The organism is Sphingobacterium paludis (genome assembly GCF_004364125.1).
Classification (GTDB): Bacteria; Bacteroidota; Bacteroidia; order Sphingobacteriales; family Sphingobacteriaceae; genus Sphingobacterium; species Sphingobacterium paludis.
In genome coordinates this window covers 109452-125428 of the sequence record NZ_SNZV01000001.1, presented here as the reverse complement: position 1 = coordinate 125428, position 15977 = coordinate 109452, and the positions used below count along the sequence as shown (strand labels likewise).

At 44.3% G+C, this 15977-nt stretch carries 17 protein-coding genes; 10 read left to right on the top strand and 7 right to left on the bottom strand.

Annotation, left to right across the window (positions count from 1 at the left end; all coding sequences use genetic code 11):
- Positions 1–2 precede the first annotated feature (2 nt).
- A complete protein-coding gene (locus B0I21_RS00560) occupies positions 3–647 on the top strand; it encodes a uridine kinase family protein (RefSeq protein WP_133638405.1) in 645 nt (214 codons plus the stop codon).
- 227 nt (positions 648–874) lie between these two features.
- On the opposite strand, the gene B0I21_RS00555 is transcribed toward B0I21_RS00560, so the two are convergent.
- Positions 875–2098: an MFS transporter gene (locus tag B0I21_RS00555; protein ID WP_133638404.1), complete on the bottom strand. Its 1224-nt coding sequence runs from the start codon at positions 2096–2098 to the stop codon at positions 875–877.
- Positions 2099–2160: 62 nt separating this feature from the next.
- On the opposite strand from B0I21_RS00555, the gene B0I21_RS00550 reads away from it, so the two are divergent.
- The 8 genes from B0I21_RS00550 (at position 2161) to B0I21_RS00515 (ending at position 10862) form a co-directional block, all read left to right on the top strand.
- On the top strand, positions 2161–2706 hold the full coding sequence (locus tag B0I21_RS00550; protein WP_317130157.1) for a DUF4442 domain-containing protein: 546 nt from the start codon (positions 2161–2163) through the stop codon (positions 2704–2706).
- 121 nt (positions 2707–2827) lie between these two features.
- Positions 2828–3262 (top strand): transposase, encoded by a 435-nt coding sequence (locus B0I21_RS00545; protein ID WP_133638403.1) that lies wholly within the window; start codon positions 2828–2830, stop codon positions 3260–3262.
- A gap of 2 nt (positions 3263–3264) precedes the next feature.
- The gene (locus tag B0I21_RS00540) at positions 3265–3912 is read left to right on the top strand and encodes an SCO family protein (protein WP_133638402.1); all 648 of its coding nucleotides are present in this window, start codon (positions 3265–3267) and stop codon (positions 3910–3912) included.
- A gap of 6 nt (positions 3913–3918) precedes the next feature.
- Positions 3919–4344 carry a c-type cytochrome gene (locus tag B0I21_RS00535; RefSeq protein ID WP_133638401.1) on the top strand — a complete coding sequence of 142 codons (426 nt, stop codon included), beginning with the start codon at positions 3919–3921 and terminating at the stop codon, positions 4342–4344.
- 223 nt (positions 4345–4567) lie between these two features.
- Positions 4568–5146: a TetR/AcrR family transcriptional regulator gene (locus tag B0I21_RS00530; protein ID WP_133638400.1), complete on the top strand. Its 579-nt coding sequence runs from the start codon at positions 4568–4570 to the stop codon at positions 5144–5146.
- Between the two features lies 1 nt (position 5147).
- Positions 5148–6482 (top strand): TolC family protein, encoded by a 1335-nt coding sequence (locus B0I21_RS00525; protein WP_243835901.1) that lies wholly within the window; start codon positions 5148–5150, stop codon positions 6480–6482.
- A 33-nt stretch (positions 6483–6515) separates the two neighbouring features.
- A complete protein-coding gene (locus B0I21_RS00520; protein WP_133638398.1) occupies positions 6516–7661 on the top strand; it encodes an efflux RND transporter periplasmic adaptor subunit in 1146 nt (381 codons plus the stop codon).
- A 30-nt stretch (positions 7662–7691) separates the two neighbouring features.
- Positions 7692–10862: an efflux RND transporter permease subunit gene (locus B0I21_RS00515; RefSeq protein WP_133638397.1), complete on the top strand. Its 3171-nt coding sequence runs from the start codon at positions 7692–7694 to the stop codon at positions 10860–10862.
- Positions 10863–10954: 92 nt separating this feature from the next.
- Here B0I21_RS00515 and B0I21_RS00510 read toward each other — a convergent pair whose 3' ends face one another.
- Entirely contained in the window at positions 10955–11662 is a 708-nt protein-coding gene (locus B0I21_RS00510) for a class I SAM-dependent methyltransferase (protein ID WP_133638396.1), read from the bottom strand.
- 384 nt (positions 11663–12046) lie between these two features.
- On the opposite strand from B0I21_RS00510, the gene B0I21_RS00505 reads away from it, so the two are divergent.
- Positions 12047–12883, top strand: coding sequence for an MBL fold metallo-hydrolase (locus B0I21_RS00505; RefSeq protein WP_133638395.1), 837 nt, complete (start codon positions 12047–12049; stop codon positions 12881–12883).
- Positions 12884–12910: 27 nt separating this feature from the next.
- On the opposite strand, the gene B0I21_RS00500 is transcribed toward B0I21_RS00505, so the two are convergent.
- The 5 genes from B0I21_RS00500 to B0I21_RS00480 all read right to left on the bottom strand — a co-directional run bounded on the left by B0I21_RS00500 (position 12911) and on the right by B0I21_RS00480 (position 15950).
- Positions 12911–13336, bottom strand: coding sequence for an SH3 domain-containing protein (locus tag B0I21_RS00500; protein WP_133638394.1), 426 nt, complete (start codon positions 13334–13336; stop codon positions 12911–12913).
- A 9-nt stretch (positions 13337–13345) separates the two neighbouring features.
- Positions 13346–13837 carry a BON domain-containing protein gene (locus B0I21_RS00495; protein WP_133638393.1) on the bottom strand — a complete coding sequence of 164 codons (492 nt, stop codon included), beginning with the start codon at positions 13835–13837 and terminating at the stop codon, positions 13346–13348.
- A gap of 93 nt (positions 13838–13930) precedes the next feature.
- A complete protein-coding gene (locus B0I21_RS00490) occupies positions 13931–14377 on the bottom strand; it encodes a hypothetical protein (protein WP_133638392.1) in 447 nt (148 codons plus the stop codon).
- Positions 14378–14477: 100 nt separating this feature from the next.
- The gene (locus B0I21_RS00485; RefSeq protein WP_133638391.1) at positions 14478–14984 is read right to left on the bottom strand and encodes a hypothetical protein; all 507 of its coding nucleotides are present in this window, start codon (positions 14982–14984) and stop codon (positions 14478–14480) included.
- 81 nt (positions 14985–15065) lie between these two features.
- Entirely contained in the window at positions 15066–15950 is an 885-nt protein-coding gene (locus B0I21_RS00480) for a bifunctional 5,10-methylenetetrahydrofolate dehydrogenase/5,10-methenyltetrahydrofolate cyclohydrolase (protein ID WP_133638390.1), read from the bottom strand.
- Positions 15951–15977 lie beyond the last annotated feature (27 nt).

Genomic DNA, 15977 nt, shown 5'->3' with positions numbered 1-15977 from the left:
AGATGAACAAACCTTACGTAATTGGGATAGCGGGGAGTAGTGGGTCTGGAAAGACCTTTTTTCTAAGGAGTTTTCTCAATCATTTCTTACCTGAAGATGTTACACTGATATCGCAGGACGATTATTACATACCGGCCAATACAAAAACGCGGGAGGAAAATAGGCTTTACAATTTTGATGTGCCCACTTCCATCAACCGGGAGGCTTTTTATCACGATATAAAACAGCTGTTTAACGGCCAAACGGTTTATCGGGAAGAATATACGTTCAACAATCCGGATATAAAACCAAAAATGTTGGCGATCAAACCTGCTCCTATTCTGATTGTTGAGGGTCTGTTTATCTTTCATTACGAAGAAGTCAATGAGCTACTCGATTTTCGTATATTTTTGGATGCCGAAGAGTCCGTAGCATTGGAAAGAAGATTGCGCCGCGATTTGATAGAAAGGGGTTATGACCATGACGATGTGATGTACAAATGGGTAAATCATGTGGTGCCATCCTACAAGGAGTTTTTAGCACCCTACAAACCCATTTGCGACTTAGTCATTATCAATAATACCGATGATCCGAAAATCATCGATGATGCCGCCAACAAAATCTCTATGGATCTTCGTGAAAAAAAATCAGACATCACCATTATTTAAATAAAATCTAAATAGCTATATTTGTATCGTGATGGAACTGATAACAAGCCCATTAGGGCATGAAGAAATGGATAATCCCTTTTTTGGTGATACCAAAAAGGGATTTAAGTGCGATCCGGATATGGGCTGCTGTGTATTTAAAAAGTGCTGCAAGAAATACAAACGGGGTAAGCGCTGTAAGAAATGTCCTGATCGCTAGGCCGCCGTTCCATAGCGCACGCTCCCACCTACTGTTCTACATAGTTTAAATCTTTATTAAAGCTTTCTTTTAATCGTGTTAACGCAAAAATGGCGATAGCCGATAAAAGTAAAGTAACACCCATCGCCGCGTACAAAATCCCGACGTGGGTCAGCAACCAGCCATATAAAATTGTGGATGGGATCAGAGCGCCTCGTACAAAATTAGGTGCCGTTGTTGCCACTGTTGCTCGTAAATTTGTACCGAACTGCTCTGCTGCTATCGTGACGAAGGTGGCCCAATAGCCCACACCTACCCCCATTAAAAAAGCTAGAGAAAGAAATTTTTGTTCTGTGATTCCATCGCTGGAGAGGTACACCAATGAAAAAAGAATAATCAAGATCTGGCAAAGGAAAACTACTTTTTTCCGCGATTTTAGCCATTGTGCCAATATCCCCGCCATCACGTCTCCTAATGAAATCCCCAAATACGTGAACATAACGCCTTTACCAGCGCTGAGGGGTGTTTGAGCAGATAGTGCCTTTCCAATCTCGGGCGCCTGCGTAACCAATACCCCGACCACAAACCAGATGGGCAGCCCAATGCACAAACAGTAAACATACCGGAGGAGACGTTCTTTATGACCAAACAATAGTCGTATATCACCTTTCGGAACATCCTTATGCTCCTGCTGCCTATACACCCCCGATTCGAAAATGCCTACGCGTAAGAACAGCAGGCAAATGCCCATTCCACCACCAACGAAATAAGCGGTTCGCCAACTAAACCACTCGGAAATAAAGTAAGCCAGTATCGCACCCAATACACCTACGCCTGCAACAATCATCGTACCGTAGCCTCGTTTTCCCTTCGACATGGATTCGCTTACTAGTGTGATGCCTGCTCCCAATTCACCAGCCAAACCAATCCCCGCAATAAACCTTACCCAAGCATAGGTGGAAACATCCTGCACAAAACCGTTATACACATTCGCTAATGAATAAAGCAAAATAGAGCCAAATAACACGCGTAAACGACCATATTTATCCGCAATGATTCCCCATATGAGTCCGCCGATCAACAAACCAGCCATTTGCATATTGAGTACAAACTCGCCTTCGGATCGCATGTACTCTTCCGCTAGGCCAATATCCCGGAACGACTCCACCCGCACGATGGAAAAAATGATAAGGTCATAAATGTCTACAAAATAACCTAACGATGCAACCAATACCAATAGCCACACTTTTCGCGGCTTATCCCATTCTTCCATAAGACTAAGTTTTAATAGAGCAATTTACAACCGTTTTGCATTTATTACAAGAATTAAACAGTATGGAATCATGCGATAATCGTTGGGAGTTTTATATTTGCATTATGCAGCTTTCCCCAAAAGTGTTGAAATGGTTACTCAGGTGCTATCCCCCATTCTTCTTCCAAAGGATTTGGGTAAAAAAGATATATCCTGATTTTCAACAGATGGATATCAAGATCAGCAAGAGCATCCTAAATCGCAATTTAAATGGTACCATTTTTGGCGGCACGATCTTTTCCTCCGTGGATCCGATTCACACGTTGTTGCTTGACCAGATCTTTAAACGAAAGAATATAAAAAAAACAGTAACCTGGCTTAAATCTGCGAAGATATCCTATCTCAAACCAGCGGCTAAGCATCTAGTTTTCACAGTCAAAATCGATGAGCAAGATGTTCAACAGGCGTTAGAGGAGGTAACAAAATTTGGCAAAGTCGTCCGAGAGTTTGAAATCTATATTTACGACCAAGCCGGCGTGCTCTGTGCCCGATCAACAAATGAGATTTACATCCGTGATCTGTCAAGACCACGTGTTGCCGGTACGACCGTTAATGTGCCAGAATCTTAGCAGCGGCACTAAACAATGGCCACGAGGTGACTGGAAAAAAAATGAATACAGTTGCTAAAGATGAGCGTGCACATGAATCCACCGGTTGGCGAATGAGCATCAAAATAATAAAAATAACAATATGAAAAATTTAGTTTTAAGCACGACAGCGATAGGACTCCTTCTTACAGCCAGCTGTCAAAACATGAAAGAAGAGAAAAACGATCCAAAGATTATTTCGCAAAAGGCTATTGAGGTGCATGATGAAATCATGCCGGAAATTTCGAACTTTGATAGACAGGGTATAGTGGTAGACTCTTTACTGACAAATTTTAATGCGGTAAAGGCGGATCATCAGGGACTCGATACAGCAGCCAGCCGCCAAGCGCTGACAAAACTGAAAGGAGACCTGGAGTCTGCTACGGATAAAATGATGGAGTGGATGAAGGAGTACAATCCGGATAGCAGCGATGTCGCCTATCAACACGCAGAAGTGGAGCGCATAAGCACCTTAAAAGGAGAATTCGAAACGGTAAACAAAAGTGCCCAAAAAACCTTGGCACCGTTTAAAAAATAATCATGGCAGGATACAGAACACCTTATCTTCCAGTTTGCATAGTAGCCTTACTGTTATCAGCTTGCACAGGAAGAAATAACAAGAAGCTTCCTATCATTGGCGAACGGGAAGCCGTGGAGCGCGTGGTGGATGGCAAAACGGTTGTTGATACCTTGTATCACCAAATACCAGCCTTCACTTTCCTTAATCAAGACAGTACCATCATCACCGATAAAGACTTTGAGAATAAAGTGTATGTGGCTAACTTTTTCTTTACGCATTGCCCTAGCATCTGCCCGACTATGCAGCGAAATCTATTGAAGGTGTATGAAAAATACAAAGGCAATGATAAGCTAGCTTTTCTTTCACACAGCATCGATTTCAAGTATGATTCGCCAAGCGTGCTCAAGTCTTACGCGACGAAACTTGGGGTTGACAATGCGCAATGGCAGTTCGTGACGGGTAGCAAAAAAGATATCTATGGCATTTCTGAAAAATACTTGGTCTATACGAAAGAAGATGCCTCTGCGCCTGGCGGCTATGATCATCAAGGATATTTGGTGCTTATTGATCAACAAAAGCGTATACGAGGTGCTTATGACGGTACAAACGAAGAGCAGGTCGCTCAGCTCTTTACTGACTTGGAAATCCTATTACAGGAGCGTCCGTAATCACTTATGCAGAAGAAAATACGTTCCCTCGCGGTTATTGGTCTAGGTATTGCAGTCATAGCATTCTCCTGCCAGCCTAATGTGAGCATACAGACTGCGCAATATGCCGTGAATGGGCAGAAACTTTACCAAACGCACTGCCAAAACTGCCATGGCGCTAAAGGAGAAGGTTTGGGCGCGCTGTACCCCCCGCTTACGGATACGGTATACCAGCGTGAAAACCGACACCGGTTAGCCTGTATCGTAAAATTCGGCTTGAATGAGCCTGTCAGCATACACGGCGAAACGTATGATGGGCCCATGCCAGGCGTGCCGCAGCTTAGCCCCATTGAAATTGCTTATATCCTGACATACATCACCACAAGATTTGGAAATAGCAACGATAACTTTACGCAAGAAGAGGTTAAAAAGGGCTTAGCATCCTGCAAATAAAAAAGGTTTCCAAACGGGGAGAATGGAAACCTTTGCTAACCAATTATAAACCTAAATTATGAAGTTGCAAAGATAACGCATCGACCACCTCCTGCCAATAGCACGCCACATAATTAACAAAGATTTAACATAGGAAGCGTTTTGTCATAATAGAATAAAAACGCCGGTTTATAACAAATATTTGACATTTGTAATTGCGCTTTTTCGCTACATTTGCAACCGAATGAACGTTCAATTGCTAAACAAAAAAGAAGCAATTTTCGAAAGTACCTTAACCCTCATCAACGAGAATGGCTTTCATGGGACTCCAATGAGTCAAATTGCTTCGCACGCCAATGTGGCGACTGGTACAATCTACCACTACTTTGCGTCGAAAGACGAACTGATAACCGAGCTATTTGCTTATTGTCGGGTGAAAACAAACGAACACATCTTTAATGTCGAAGAAAGCCTCTCTTACAAAGAGAAATTCTTTTATATCTGGAACCGTTTAGTTGACTATTACCTGGCCAATAAGAAGATCTTTTGGTTTATAGAACAATTTTATTCTTCACCTTATTATGAACTCATACAGAAAACGAAAAACCCTAGCTATTACGGGGCAGATCGTATGCGTATGTTTCTTGATGAGGGCATAGAAGCGGGAATTATACGGAACGTCAGCTTTCCGACGCTGATCTCGCTCTATATCGGAGCCGCTACATCACATGTCAAGATGGTGACCTACGGGTTTTGTCAGGCGCAGAAGCAAGGGCGGGAAGATTTAATTGAAATTATCTGGAATGGTGTTAACAATAAATAATATGAGATTTAACAAAGTTGCTTTATCTTTCCTACTCGCGACGTGCATAGCGGGGACTTCTTACGCACAATCGACCGAGGATCATGGAAAATTGAACAGCAATGCAACATTAGACGAACTAATCGACTTTGCATTACAAAATAAAATAGAATTAATACAAGCTGATATCGACAAAGAGATCGGCGAACGGGAAATAGCCTCTGCGCTGTCTGGATGGTTTCCACAGATCAATGCCACGGGAACCTTGGCGCATGCCATCCAGATACCTACCAACGTGATCAACGGGCAGGTGATACAGATGGGTCAAAAAAACACGAGTTCATTCGGTGTACGTGCCGATCAAGCAATCTTAAGCCCCGAACTATTCCAAGCTTCGCGCGCTGCGAAATACGTACGCCAACAAAATGACCAAAACATTGAAAGCACAAGAATCAGTACGGTAGTGGATGTTAGTAAGGCTTACTACGACATACTAACATCTGAAGAATCGATCAACATCATCAACGAAAACATAGCCCGCTTGCAACGTCAATACACCGAAGCGAACGCACGCTATGAAACCGGTTTGGTGGATAAGACCGATTTCAAACGGGCATTAATATCGTTAAATAACGCCAATGCCGAGCTGAAGACGGCCAAAGAGATGCGCAGTTATAAATACGATTACCTGAAGATGTTGTTGGGGCTAAACCCAAAAGAATCCATGACGCTTTCATTTGAAAACCAAGCCATGGAAAACAACATTCTGCTAGATACAACGGAAATTTTGAGCTACGCTAACCGAGTGGAGTACCGCCAAACAGAAACGTTAAAGAATCTTCAGAAGCTGAATACCCAATATCAGAAATGGCAGATTTTACCGCAGCTGGGCGCCTATGGTATGTACAATGCCAACTTTTTTAACAATGAATTTAGTAGGCTGTATGCAACGAATTTCCCAAGCTCATCCGTAGGGCTATCGCTATCGGTTCCGATATTTACGGGAACCAAACGTATCCAAGAAATCCGTAAATCCGAATTGCAGGAAGAGCGCATAGCTTGGGATCTTCGAAACCTGGAAAACCAGATCAGCACCGAGTATTCGGCAGCCATGGCAAACTACCGTTCGAATATGAATGAATGGCGCAATGCTAAAGGAAACATGGAGCTTTCCGAAGATGTTTACAATACCATCAAATTACAGTACGATGCGGGTGTAAAAACCTACCTGGAGTTGATGACTGCAGAAACAGATTTGAAGACGAGCCAACTAAATTATCTAAATGCCTTGTATGCTGTGTTGGCTAGCAAGCTAGATATCCAACGCGCTTTAGGAACAGTTGATATCACAGAGTAACAAACCTTATTAAATAAAGAAATACACGAAACCATGAATAAGAACTTTTTATTTTCGGCATTAATCATAAGTTCAGGATTGTTCTGGCAATCTTGTGGGTCTGGCGACAAACCGGCCAAGCAACAACAAGGGGCTGGTCAAGAACAGCCTGCCGTTCCCGTATCGACCGTTGCTGTTGAAAAACAGATTGTATCAGGCATAAAGAGCTACCCCGGCAGTGTTATCCCATTGCAGGAAACCAAGATTTTTGCCGAAGTGAGCGGGTATGTAACGAAAATAAATGTAACCGATGGAGCATCTGTGGCTAAAGGCCAAGTGCTTTATGAGATCGACCGTATCCGATACCAGGCAGCAGTGGATCAGGCGAAAGCAGCTGTAGAAATAGCGAAAGCTACCTTACAGCGCGGGGAAAAAGATTTGACACGCTACCAAACATTGGCCGATAAAGATGCGATTGCAAAACAGACGTTGGACAATGCATTGACCGAAGTAAGTAACCAAAAAGCACAGGTACAGTCGGCACAAGCAGCTTTAACCACAGCACAGACGAACCTACAGCGTGCGGTTATACGTGCGCCGTACAGTGGTGTGGTCGGCATTTCCATGGTTCGTGTAGGCGCTTTGGTATCGCCCGGAACCACAGAGATCAACACCATCAGCACCATTGACCCCATCACCGTGGAGTTTCAGATCAGTGAACGAGAAATTGCTGAATATGCAGCCTATCAATCTGGCAAATCAGCGACAGAAATCAGTGCCGTGCTTCCTGATGGAACGACATATACCGATTTTGGTCGCGTTTCGATCATCGACCGAGCGGTTGACCCAAGAACTGGTACCATTGCTGTTCGCGCTACGTTTAGCAACCCGCAAAATGTATTACGTGCAGGTATGAACCTTACCGTAAACGTGAAGAGTACCTCATCCAGCGAACAGGCTATTATTCCATTCAAAGGTGTACAAGATCAATTAGGTGTGTACAATGTATTTGTGGTTAATGACAGCAGCCAAGCCGAAATCCGTCCTGTAAAATTAGGACTGAAGGTCGGTGAAAATGTAGTGGTGGAATCCGGCGTTGAGGCGGGTGAAAAAATAATTGTTGACGGTCTGATGAATGTGAGAAATGGTGCGAAGGTCGTAGAGAATCCTCCTGCTGCCAATAACGCTCCACAGAAATAGTCGTTAAAGTCCTAAACTAAAAAAAATAAAATGATCTCAGAAGTATTTATAAAAAGGCCTGTCACGGCAATCGTTATCTCGATCTTGATTATGATCATTGGTACGATTTCCATCATGACATTGCCAATCAGTCAATACCCATCCATAGCGCCACCTACGGTGACGGTGACGGCCAACTATACTGGCGCTGATGCACAAACCGTTGAGCAAACGGTGACTACGCCTATTGAAAGCCAGATCAACGGTACGCCAGGGATGATCTACATGTCGTCGAACAGTACCTCAAACGGACAGTCGACGATTACCGTGACATTCGAAGTGGGGACAGATATTGACGTAGCGACATTGGATGTCCAAAACCGTGTAGGTATCGCGGAACCGGCCTTGCCGGAAGCTGTTCGTCGTTTAGGGGTAGTAACGAGAAAAGCCAACACCGACATTTTAATGCTGGTGTCTTTAGTATCCCCCAAAGGAACACGCGATGATAAGTTTTTGGCCAACTACGCCAACTTATATGTAAAAGACGCTATCCTACGGGTAAAGGGCGTGGGTGATGTTACGGCATTTGGTCAACCGTTTTCTATGCGTGTGTGGCTCGACGCCAATAAACTGACGGCACTACGGTTAACGCCCGCTGATGTATCAACAGCCATATCCGAACAAAATCTTCGCATTCCAGGTGGTTCCGTAGGTGCGCCGCCCCTACAAAATTCGCAGGTCTTCGAATACCCCGTGATCACCGACTCGGATCTATCTTCTGTAGAAGATTTTGAAGAAATTATCGTAAAATCAAACCGGGATGGATCCATTGTTCTATTGAAAGATGTTGCGCGTGTAGAGCTAGGTCAATTCAGCTACGCGACCACCACCCGCACAGATGGGATGATTTCTACGGGTATGATGGTGGCACAAACACCAGGAGGTAACGCCGTGGAAACAGCCGAGGGTATATATGCAGCTTTGGACCAAATGAAACAATCATTCCCGCAGGATGTGGACTATGTCGTGGGTTATGAGACGGTTTCAGTAGTTCACGCGTCGATCGATTCGGTAATCCACACCTTGGTGGAAGCCTTGATTTTGGTGACCTTGGTTGTATTTTTCTTCCTACAATCCTGGAGAGCTACGCTGATTCCGGTGTTGGCCATACCGGTATCGGTTGTCGGTACTTTTATCTTCTTTACCTTATTTGGTTTTTCCATTAATAATTTAACATTGTTAGCCTTCGTCTTAGCCATCGGTATTGTTGTGGATGATGCGATTGTGGTGGTAGAAGCGGTGCAGCATTATATTGATCATTACAAAATGAGTGCCCGCGAGGCTACGGTTCGTGCGATGAAAGATATCACCGCCCCCGTTATTGCGATTGCCTTGATTTTGGCCGCGGTATTTATACCCGTTGGTTTTATCCCAGGTATGGTTGGTAAGCTTTACCAGCAATTTGCGATAACTATTGCGGTTTCAGTTATGCTTTCGGCTTTTATTGCCTTATCGCTAACGCCGGCCTTGTGCTCCTTGCTATTAAAGCCGACATCGGTCAACAAAGACGCGAAAGGCTTGAACAAATTCTTCTACAAGTTTAACTTATGGTTTGAGCGTGTAACGCACAAATATTCCAAAGGTGTCCGGGTATCGATACGCCGCGCGCCATTGGCCCTGATTATTCTGCTATGTATTTTCATTGGCACAGGCTACATGTTTACTACCAAGCCAACAGGCTTTATTCCGACGGAGGACAATGGTTCTTTCTTCGCAGGAGTTAACTTGCCGGAGGGCTCATCAGCCAGCCGTACCGCCGCGGTCTTGACGGAATTAAACGATCAGTTCCGGAAAGATTTTCCAGAGATAGAGCACGTGACGTTGATTGCTGGTATCAATATTTTGAACAGATCATTTAAGTCGAATGCCGCGACCTTGTTTGTATCGCTAAAACCTTGGGCGGAGCGTAAGCGTACCGCTGCGGATATTACCGGTGCTATCATGGGTAAGTATGCAAGCTACGGCAAAGCACGCGTACTTGCGGTAACCCCGCCTGCTATTCCAGGTTTGGGAACGTCTGGAGGTTTTTCACTTATGATCCAAGATCAGCAAACGGTAGATATCAAACAGTTCGAGGCTGTCGTGGGCAAGTTCTTGGGTGCCGCAAACCAGCGGCCTGAAATCGGAATGGCCTATACCCTCTTCAATTCAAATTCGCCAAACTTTAAAATTGCGGTAAATAGGGAGCAGGCGAAAAAGATGCTTGTGCCTATATCTTCTATCTACAGCACGATTTCATCCTACTTGGGTTCCGCTTACATCAATGATTTCACGCGCTACGGCCGTAACTTCCGTGTCGTGACACAGGCGGATAACAGTTACCGTATGAACATTGAAGACATCAATAAATTATATGTCAACAACACGGAAGGTTCACCGGTTCCGTTAAGCACACTCGTCACATGGCAGATGGTACAAAATCCATCAATCATCAACCACTATAACATTTTCAGGAGTATCGAAATTAGTGGATCCGCAGCGCCAGGCTACAGTTCCGGAGATGCATTGCGCGCACTTTCCGAGGTGGCAGCCGAAACGCTTCCAAATGGTTACAGCTATGATTTTTCAGGGCTCTCCTTACAAGAAAGCCAGTCTGGAAATACGACGATCATGATCTTTGCGCTATGTATCATCTTTGTGTTCTTGCTACTGGCTTCGCTTTACGAAAGTTGGTCCGTACCATTCTCCATTTTATTGTCCGTACCGATCGGTATCTTTGGTGCCATCCTTACCTTAACACTTATCCCGACGCTCGATAACAACATCTACGCACAAATCGGATTGGTAACCATTATCGGACTGGCGGCGAAAAATGCGATTTTGATTGTCGAATTCGCGAAGGAGCGGGTGGATATCGGCATGCCGTTAATGGATGCAATCATCGATGCCGTGAAGTTAAGGCTTCGCCCTATCATCATGACATCGTTTGCCTTCATTCTCGGGATTATCCCGTTGATGCTATCGACTGGTGCCGGGGCATTTTCCCGTCAGACTATTGGCTGGACGGTATTCGGGGGAATGATGGCTGCAACGCTTATTGCCATCTTTATCGTACCGGTACTGTTTTATGTCATTACAAAAATGGCTTATGGAAAGAAAAAGCTTGCTGAGTTGGAAGCTTCTTTTGATGAGGAAAAAGCTAAAAACTTAAGTGCTCATTAATAGCACATTATAGGTAACACCGTACAAGAGGGCATGGAAACGATGCCCTCTTTTTTTATAGCATACCATAGCTGGATCAGCAAAAGTCGGCACTACTTGATACCGACAAACGATGCGAAACACAGATTCTTGTGCAGGATATCCACCTGTTTAAAACCAACTCGTCGAAGGAGATCCAACTGGTACATCAGATCTTTCGGCGTATCCTCCTTTTCAATATAAGCAAACACATGATCACGATAGGCTTCGTCCTTTAGCCCCGTCAGGTAATCGCCATAATAGTCGGTATAAATCAACTTCTGTAGCTGCTCGTCTTGCTGCTGTACCAAATCGAAGATCCACAAACTTCCGCCGTCTTTTAACAATGCGTGCAGTTTGCGAAAGCTCGCTTCCCAGTCGTGATCTTCTCGAAGATGGTGCAGCACTGCCGTGGCGATAATAACGTCATAGCCTTCTTTTACTAACGTTACGGTTCGGAAATCGCCCTTCTTCGTGGTTACGGTTCCTGAGGTGGCGGCCTGCACACGCATGCGCGCTTTATCGAGCATGGGCTGACTAAGATCGACCAGCGTGACATCCACGCATTGAACCTTTTCCAATAACTTGACCGCATAATTACCGGCCCCGCAGCCGATGTCTAACACCGACGTCAGTGTAGGATAACGTTTCGCTATAGCCGCTGTAATAAGCTCCATATTAAAAGGAGCATCCAATGTAGTCTGTTGACCAGTTTCTAAGCTAGAAAAGCGCTCGACCTCCTTGTCAAATCGTGATTCAATTTCTTGTAGAGTTGATTTCATACGGTATCCATTTAAAGCTAAGCTTATCATCTATATTTTAAAAATACTATTTTTATCACGGTTATACTATCGAATGTGTATGCAACCGACACAGCTATCCTATTTGCGCGTATTATTGGCTTGATAAGCATGCTTTCAGATTCTCATCCTGCGCCATACCACCATTCTTCACTTTAATTTTTTAAATTTGGAAGAGCGGGCTATAAAAAAGCTTCAGCAATGGCTCATGCGAAAAGTCAACATGTTGCATGCTTAGCCACTTGATCAATACAATGTTTACCTTCGACAGCCGTTGTCCGTACGCATGAAAAGCACGTTGGCAGAACGCTGCTTCTTATGATCAAAATTGGAAAGTTGAGCATGTCATAAAATTAATTACGTACGATGAACCTTTACACGATAGATACTGGATTCTTTAAATTAGATGGCGGCGCGATGTTTGGCGTTGTACCGCAATCAATCTGGCAAAAAACAAATCCTGCAGATGAGCGAAACCTCTGTACATGGGCTACGCGCCTGCTCCTTATTGAAGATGGTAAAAACCTGATCTTGATTGATACCGCGCTTGGCGACAAGCAAGATGATAAATTTTTCGGACACTATTTTCGGCATGGCGATGCAACTATCGATAGTTCGCTGGCGAAATACGGCTTTCATCGAGATGATGTAACCGATGTTATCCTGACACACCTTCATTTTGATCATTGCGGCGGCGCGGTAGTACGCGAAGGGGAGCGGCTTAGTCCTGCATTTAAAAATGCGCGTTTTTGGAGTAATGAAAAGCACTGGCATTGGGCCTTGAATCCGAATCCTCGAGAAAAGGCTTCGTTTTTAAAGGAAAATATAATGCCGATACAAGAAAGCGGTCAATTACATTTCGTCGCGGATGGCGATGGTTTTTCCGAACATATAGCCCTACGCTACGCTTACGGCCATACCGAGGCTATGATGCTACCCCAAATTACATACAAAGGTAAAACCATCTTATACATGGCCGACCTCCTGCCCTCGGTAGGCCATATTCCGTTGCCCTATGTGATGAGTTATGACGTTCGCCCCCTAACAACAATGGAAGAGCGCCAACACTACTGGGAAGAGATCGTTGATAATGAATATATTCTATTTTTAGAGCACGATCCTGTGCATCCCTGCTGCACTTTGCAGCGCACCGAGAAGGGAATACGGCTCAACGAAACATTTAGATTGGAAGATATTGGCTAGCGTTGACGTGGAAGTTGTGCTAAACCATCACTTTTCGACCGGCTCAACATATTGCGCGTAACAATACCCTTCAATACCGGCTTTCGTGCGTACAAGCCACCATTGGTCGTTTGCACGGCTGATTAGTGTGATAAGCTCGTCTTTTCCCACTTCAGCGAGAACCGGGAGATTTGTCCCTGGACCTTTGCGTAGATTAAGAAAAGGATCTTGGCTGACAATACGTGCTTGTATGCCCTGCACCGAATCCATCACCTCTATATTCAAGACCACATCACCGCCGATGTAATTGGGATCGAGTTGGCTATATACATCCCAAAGTTTATTTTTGATATCTGCGTTAGCTGTTGTACCGACTACGTAAAGTTGATCATCCTGCTCGTAAAACGCCAAATCTTCTATATCAGAATTTTTGGCCGTTTCTAATAAACCTTTGTATTTATCGACTAATGCCATATCATTAATTTAGTTTACTTTCACGGATGACATATCGAGTTGTTTCGCACGCAGTTCCTCTAAACGAACTTTCAGCTCTTGTACATCTTGCTGCTTCATACTGCCAGACATCGTTATTACACCATCCTTAACCTGCCCATTCAACGAGGGGTGTGATTTGATAACTTCTTGCAACTGATCGGTCAATTCAATATCGTTCGTGACACTATCCTGCGGAAGCTCAGCAACCGTGAGGTCGTCAATAACGTCTTTTACGTTTTGCGGATCAGCCTCTTTTGCCGCCGCCGTAAGATTTCTCTTTTCTTCTTCCGTTGCCACAATGCCAGAAAGCGTAACCTTCCCTCTCTTCACACCAACGATGACATTAGGATTACTACCCAATGCAGATTCCACTTTGGCTTTCACGTCGACATCGGAAACCTGTGGTTTGCAACGATGAAGAACGGAAAAGATAAGTACAATAAGCAATATGACTACCCAGCTTTTTATCATTGACTTCATAAACAGTCCTATTTTGTTAAAACTTGCTTTATACACTAGTGAACAATGCGCGGTAGTAATTGTTTCGTTTTTATTGCGTGATCATGTGCTGATTTAGGTAATGGCTCGTATCGTTTGAACCTTCCCGTTAAACTGAATGGTAGCGCCCACTTTGTTTCCGGTTAACAGTCGGCCAATAGGCGACGAGCCCGATATAATCATAAAGTCATGATTATGAAGACTATATTTACCCAGACTTATTGCTATCAGGTAAAACCCATGATCTGTCTCGACGAGCGAGCCCACTCCGACAGTTTCCCTTTCTTCCAGAGCGATATGCTGTAAAATGACGGCGTCCTTTTTGGCCTGTATCAGTTGATTTTGGTAGCGGTTCAGATCTTGCTGAACCATTTCCCGAGAGGTTTCATATTTGTCACCGGCGCTACTTTTGGTATCGCTTTCTATAGCTTCTTGCGCCTGCTGTATCGCGTAAACAATTTCGTTCAGACGCTCTTCATTTTTTTGAAGACAATATTCCAGCAATTGTTTTTTTAATTCCATCCTTATTTTCTTTAATATGTGACCACGAGAGACGAGCAAGTATTGCATAAAAAAAACGCCAAACACGATGTTTGGCGTCTTGCAATAGCATGATGTATCGCTAATCTTTTAAAGCCTCTTTTACGTTTTTTGCTTTGCGTTCGGCATCTTCCGCTACTTGATTTGCTTTGTCGGCGGTTTTATCAATAGCGCGGTCTATTGCTCGACCTGTGGACGCTGCTGCTCTACCTGTGGCATCAACGGCCTTTTCAGTACCTTCTTCCACAGCATGACCGGCTTTCTTCGCCGTTGCCTTTACCCTATCCCAAGCCGAATTTGCCTCGTTCAAAGACTCTTGGGCAGCTCTTTCAGCTTCCTTATCTTTCTTTTGAACAGCCGCTTCTAAATCGGCCTCTGCCTTTTTCACACGCGCTTTCGCTTCCGCGATGTCTTTATCCATTTCGGCATGCGCGTGCTCGCTGTGGTCTTCTACTTCTTCCACCGTATGGTCTAAGTGTTCGCCGGCAGAAACTTCGCCGTCTGCATTCTTGTCTTTTGATGGAGTACTATTGCATGCTGTAAAACTAATTGCTCCAGCAACAACGGCTAATAAAGCTAACTTTTTCATATTCCCTAACTTTTGTTTAAAATACACTGATGGCTAACCGTTTATCACCAACAATATTTGTACCAAAAGCATCGAAGGATATTACTTAGCATATATGGTGCCTTTTGCGGCTTCCAAGGTATTTTTTAACAAGCCTACAATCGTCATCAGCCCTACCCCACCCGGAACGGGTGTAATCCATGAAGCTTTTTTGGCAACTTCTTCAAAATGCACATCGCCGTAGAGCTTAAATCCAGATTTTGTTTCTGTAGAGTCTTCGCGGTTTATACCCACATCGATCACGACCGCGCCTTCTTTCACCATTTCTGCCGTAACGAAGTTCTTACGGCCTATAGCGGCAACTACAATATCTCCAGCAAGAATCTCCTCTTTCAAATTTGCTGTGCGGCTATGCGTAAGCGTAACGGTACAATTGCCCGGTTGGCTATTCCGTGCCAATAGAATACTCATCGGTGAGCCTACGATATTACTGCGTCCCACCACGACTGCTTTTTTGCCGGCTGTTTCTATACCATAATATCCCAGCATCAGCATGATACCATACGGTGTCGCCGGGATAAAGCAAGGAAGGTTACGCTGCATCCGCCCTAAATTAATGGGGTGAAAGCCGTCCACATCTTTGCGGTAGTCTATTGCTTCGGTGATTTTATCTGGGTCAATATGCTTGGGTAGCGGCAATTGTACGATCAAACCATCTATCGTTGGATCTTGATTAATTTCATTGATCTTTTCGATAAGCGCAGCCTCTGTAATGTCAACACCGTAACGAATATTGGTAGACTCGAAACCTACCAACTCGCAGTTACGCATTTTGCTGGCCACGTACGTTTCGCTCCCGCCATCGTTACCCACTAAAATAGCAACCAAATGCGGCTTACGCCCCGCCTGCGCCGTAAATTGCGCCGCTTCTATTTTGATGTCTTCTTTTATTTTTGCTGATACCAGCTTTCCATCTAATAAATTCATGTTTACTCGTGTACGTAATAGGTGTGG

Coding starts and splice junctions, on each gene's coding strand:
- B0I21_RS00560 (WP_133638405.1), top strand. CDS start 3: ATGAACAAACCTTACGTAATTGGGATAGCGGGGAGTAGTGGGTCTGGA.
- B0I21_RS00555 (WP_133638404.1), bottom strand. CDS start 2,098: ATGGAAGAATGGGATAAGCCGCGAAAAGTGTGGCTATTGGTATTGGTT.
- B0I21_RS00550 (WP_317130157.1), top strand. CDS start 2,161: ATGGAATCATGCGATAATCGTTGGGAGTTTTATATTTGCATTATGCAG.
- B0I21_RS00545 (WP_133638403.1), top strand. CDS start 2,828: ATGAAAAATTTAGTTTTAAGCACGACAGCGATAGGACTCCTTCTTACA.
- B0I21_RS00540 (WP_133638402.1), top strand. CDS start 3,265: ATGGCAGGATACAGAACACCTTATCTTCCAGTTTGCATAGTAGCCTTA.
- B0I21_RS00535 (WP_133638401.1), top strand. CDS start 3,919: ATGCAGAAGAAAATACGTTCCCTCGCGGTTATTGGTCTAGGTATTGCA.
- B0I21_RS00530 (WP_133638400.1), top strand. CDS start 4,568: ATGAACGTTCAATTGCTAAACAAAAAAGAAGCAATTTTCGAAAGTACC.
- B0I21_RS00525 (WP_243835901.1), top strand. CDS start 5,148: ATGAGATTTAACAAAGTTGCTTTATCTTTCCTACTCGCGACGTGCATA.
- B0I21_RS00520 (WP_133638398.1), top strand. CDS start 6,516: ATGAATAAGAACTTTTTATTTTCGGCATTAATCATAAGTTCAGGATTG.
- B0I21_RS00515 (WP_133638397.1), top strand. CDS start 7,692: ATGATCTCAGAAGTATTTATAAAAAGGCCTGTCACGGCAATCGTTATC.
- B0I21_RS00510 (WP_133638396.1), bottom strand. CDS start 11,662: ATGAAATCAACTCTACAAGAAATTGAATCACGATTTGACAAGGAGGTC.
- B0I21_RS00505 (WP_133638395.1), top strand. CDS start 12,047: ATGAACCTTTACACGATAGATACTGGATTCTTTAAATTAGATGGCGGC.
- B0I21_RS00500 (WP_133638394.1), bottom strand. CDS start 13,336: ATGGCATTAGTCGATAAATACAAAGGTTTATTAGAAACGGCCAAAAAT.
- B0I21_RS00495 (WP_133638393.1), bottom strand. CDS start 13,837: ATGAAGTCAATGATAAAAAGCTGGGTAGTCATATTGCTTATTGTACTT.
- B0I21_RS00490 (WP_133638392.1), bottom strand. CDS start 14,377: ATGGAATTAAAAAAACAATTGCTGGAATATTGTCTTCAAAAAAATGAA.
- B0I21_RS00485 (WP_133638391.1), bottom strand. CDS start 14,984: ATGAAAAAGTTAGCTTTATTAGCCGTTGTTGCTGGAGCAATTAGTTTT.
- B0I21_RS00480 (WP_133638390.1), bottom strand. CDS start 15,950: ATGAATTTATTAGATGGAAAGCTGGTATCAGCAAAAATAAAAGAAGAC.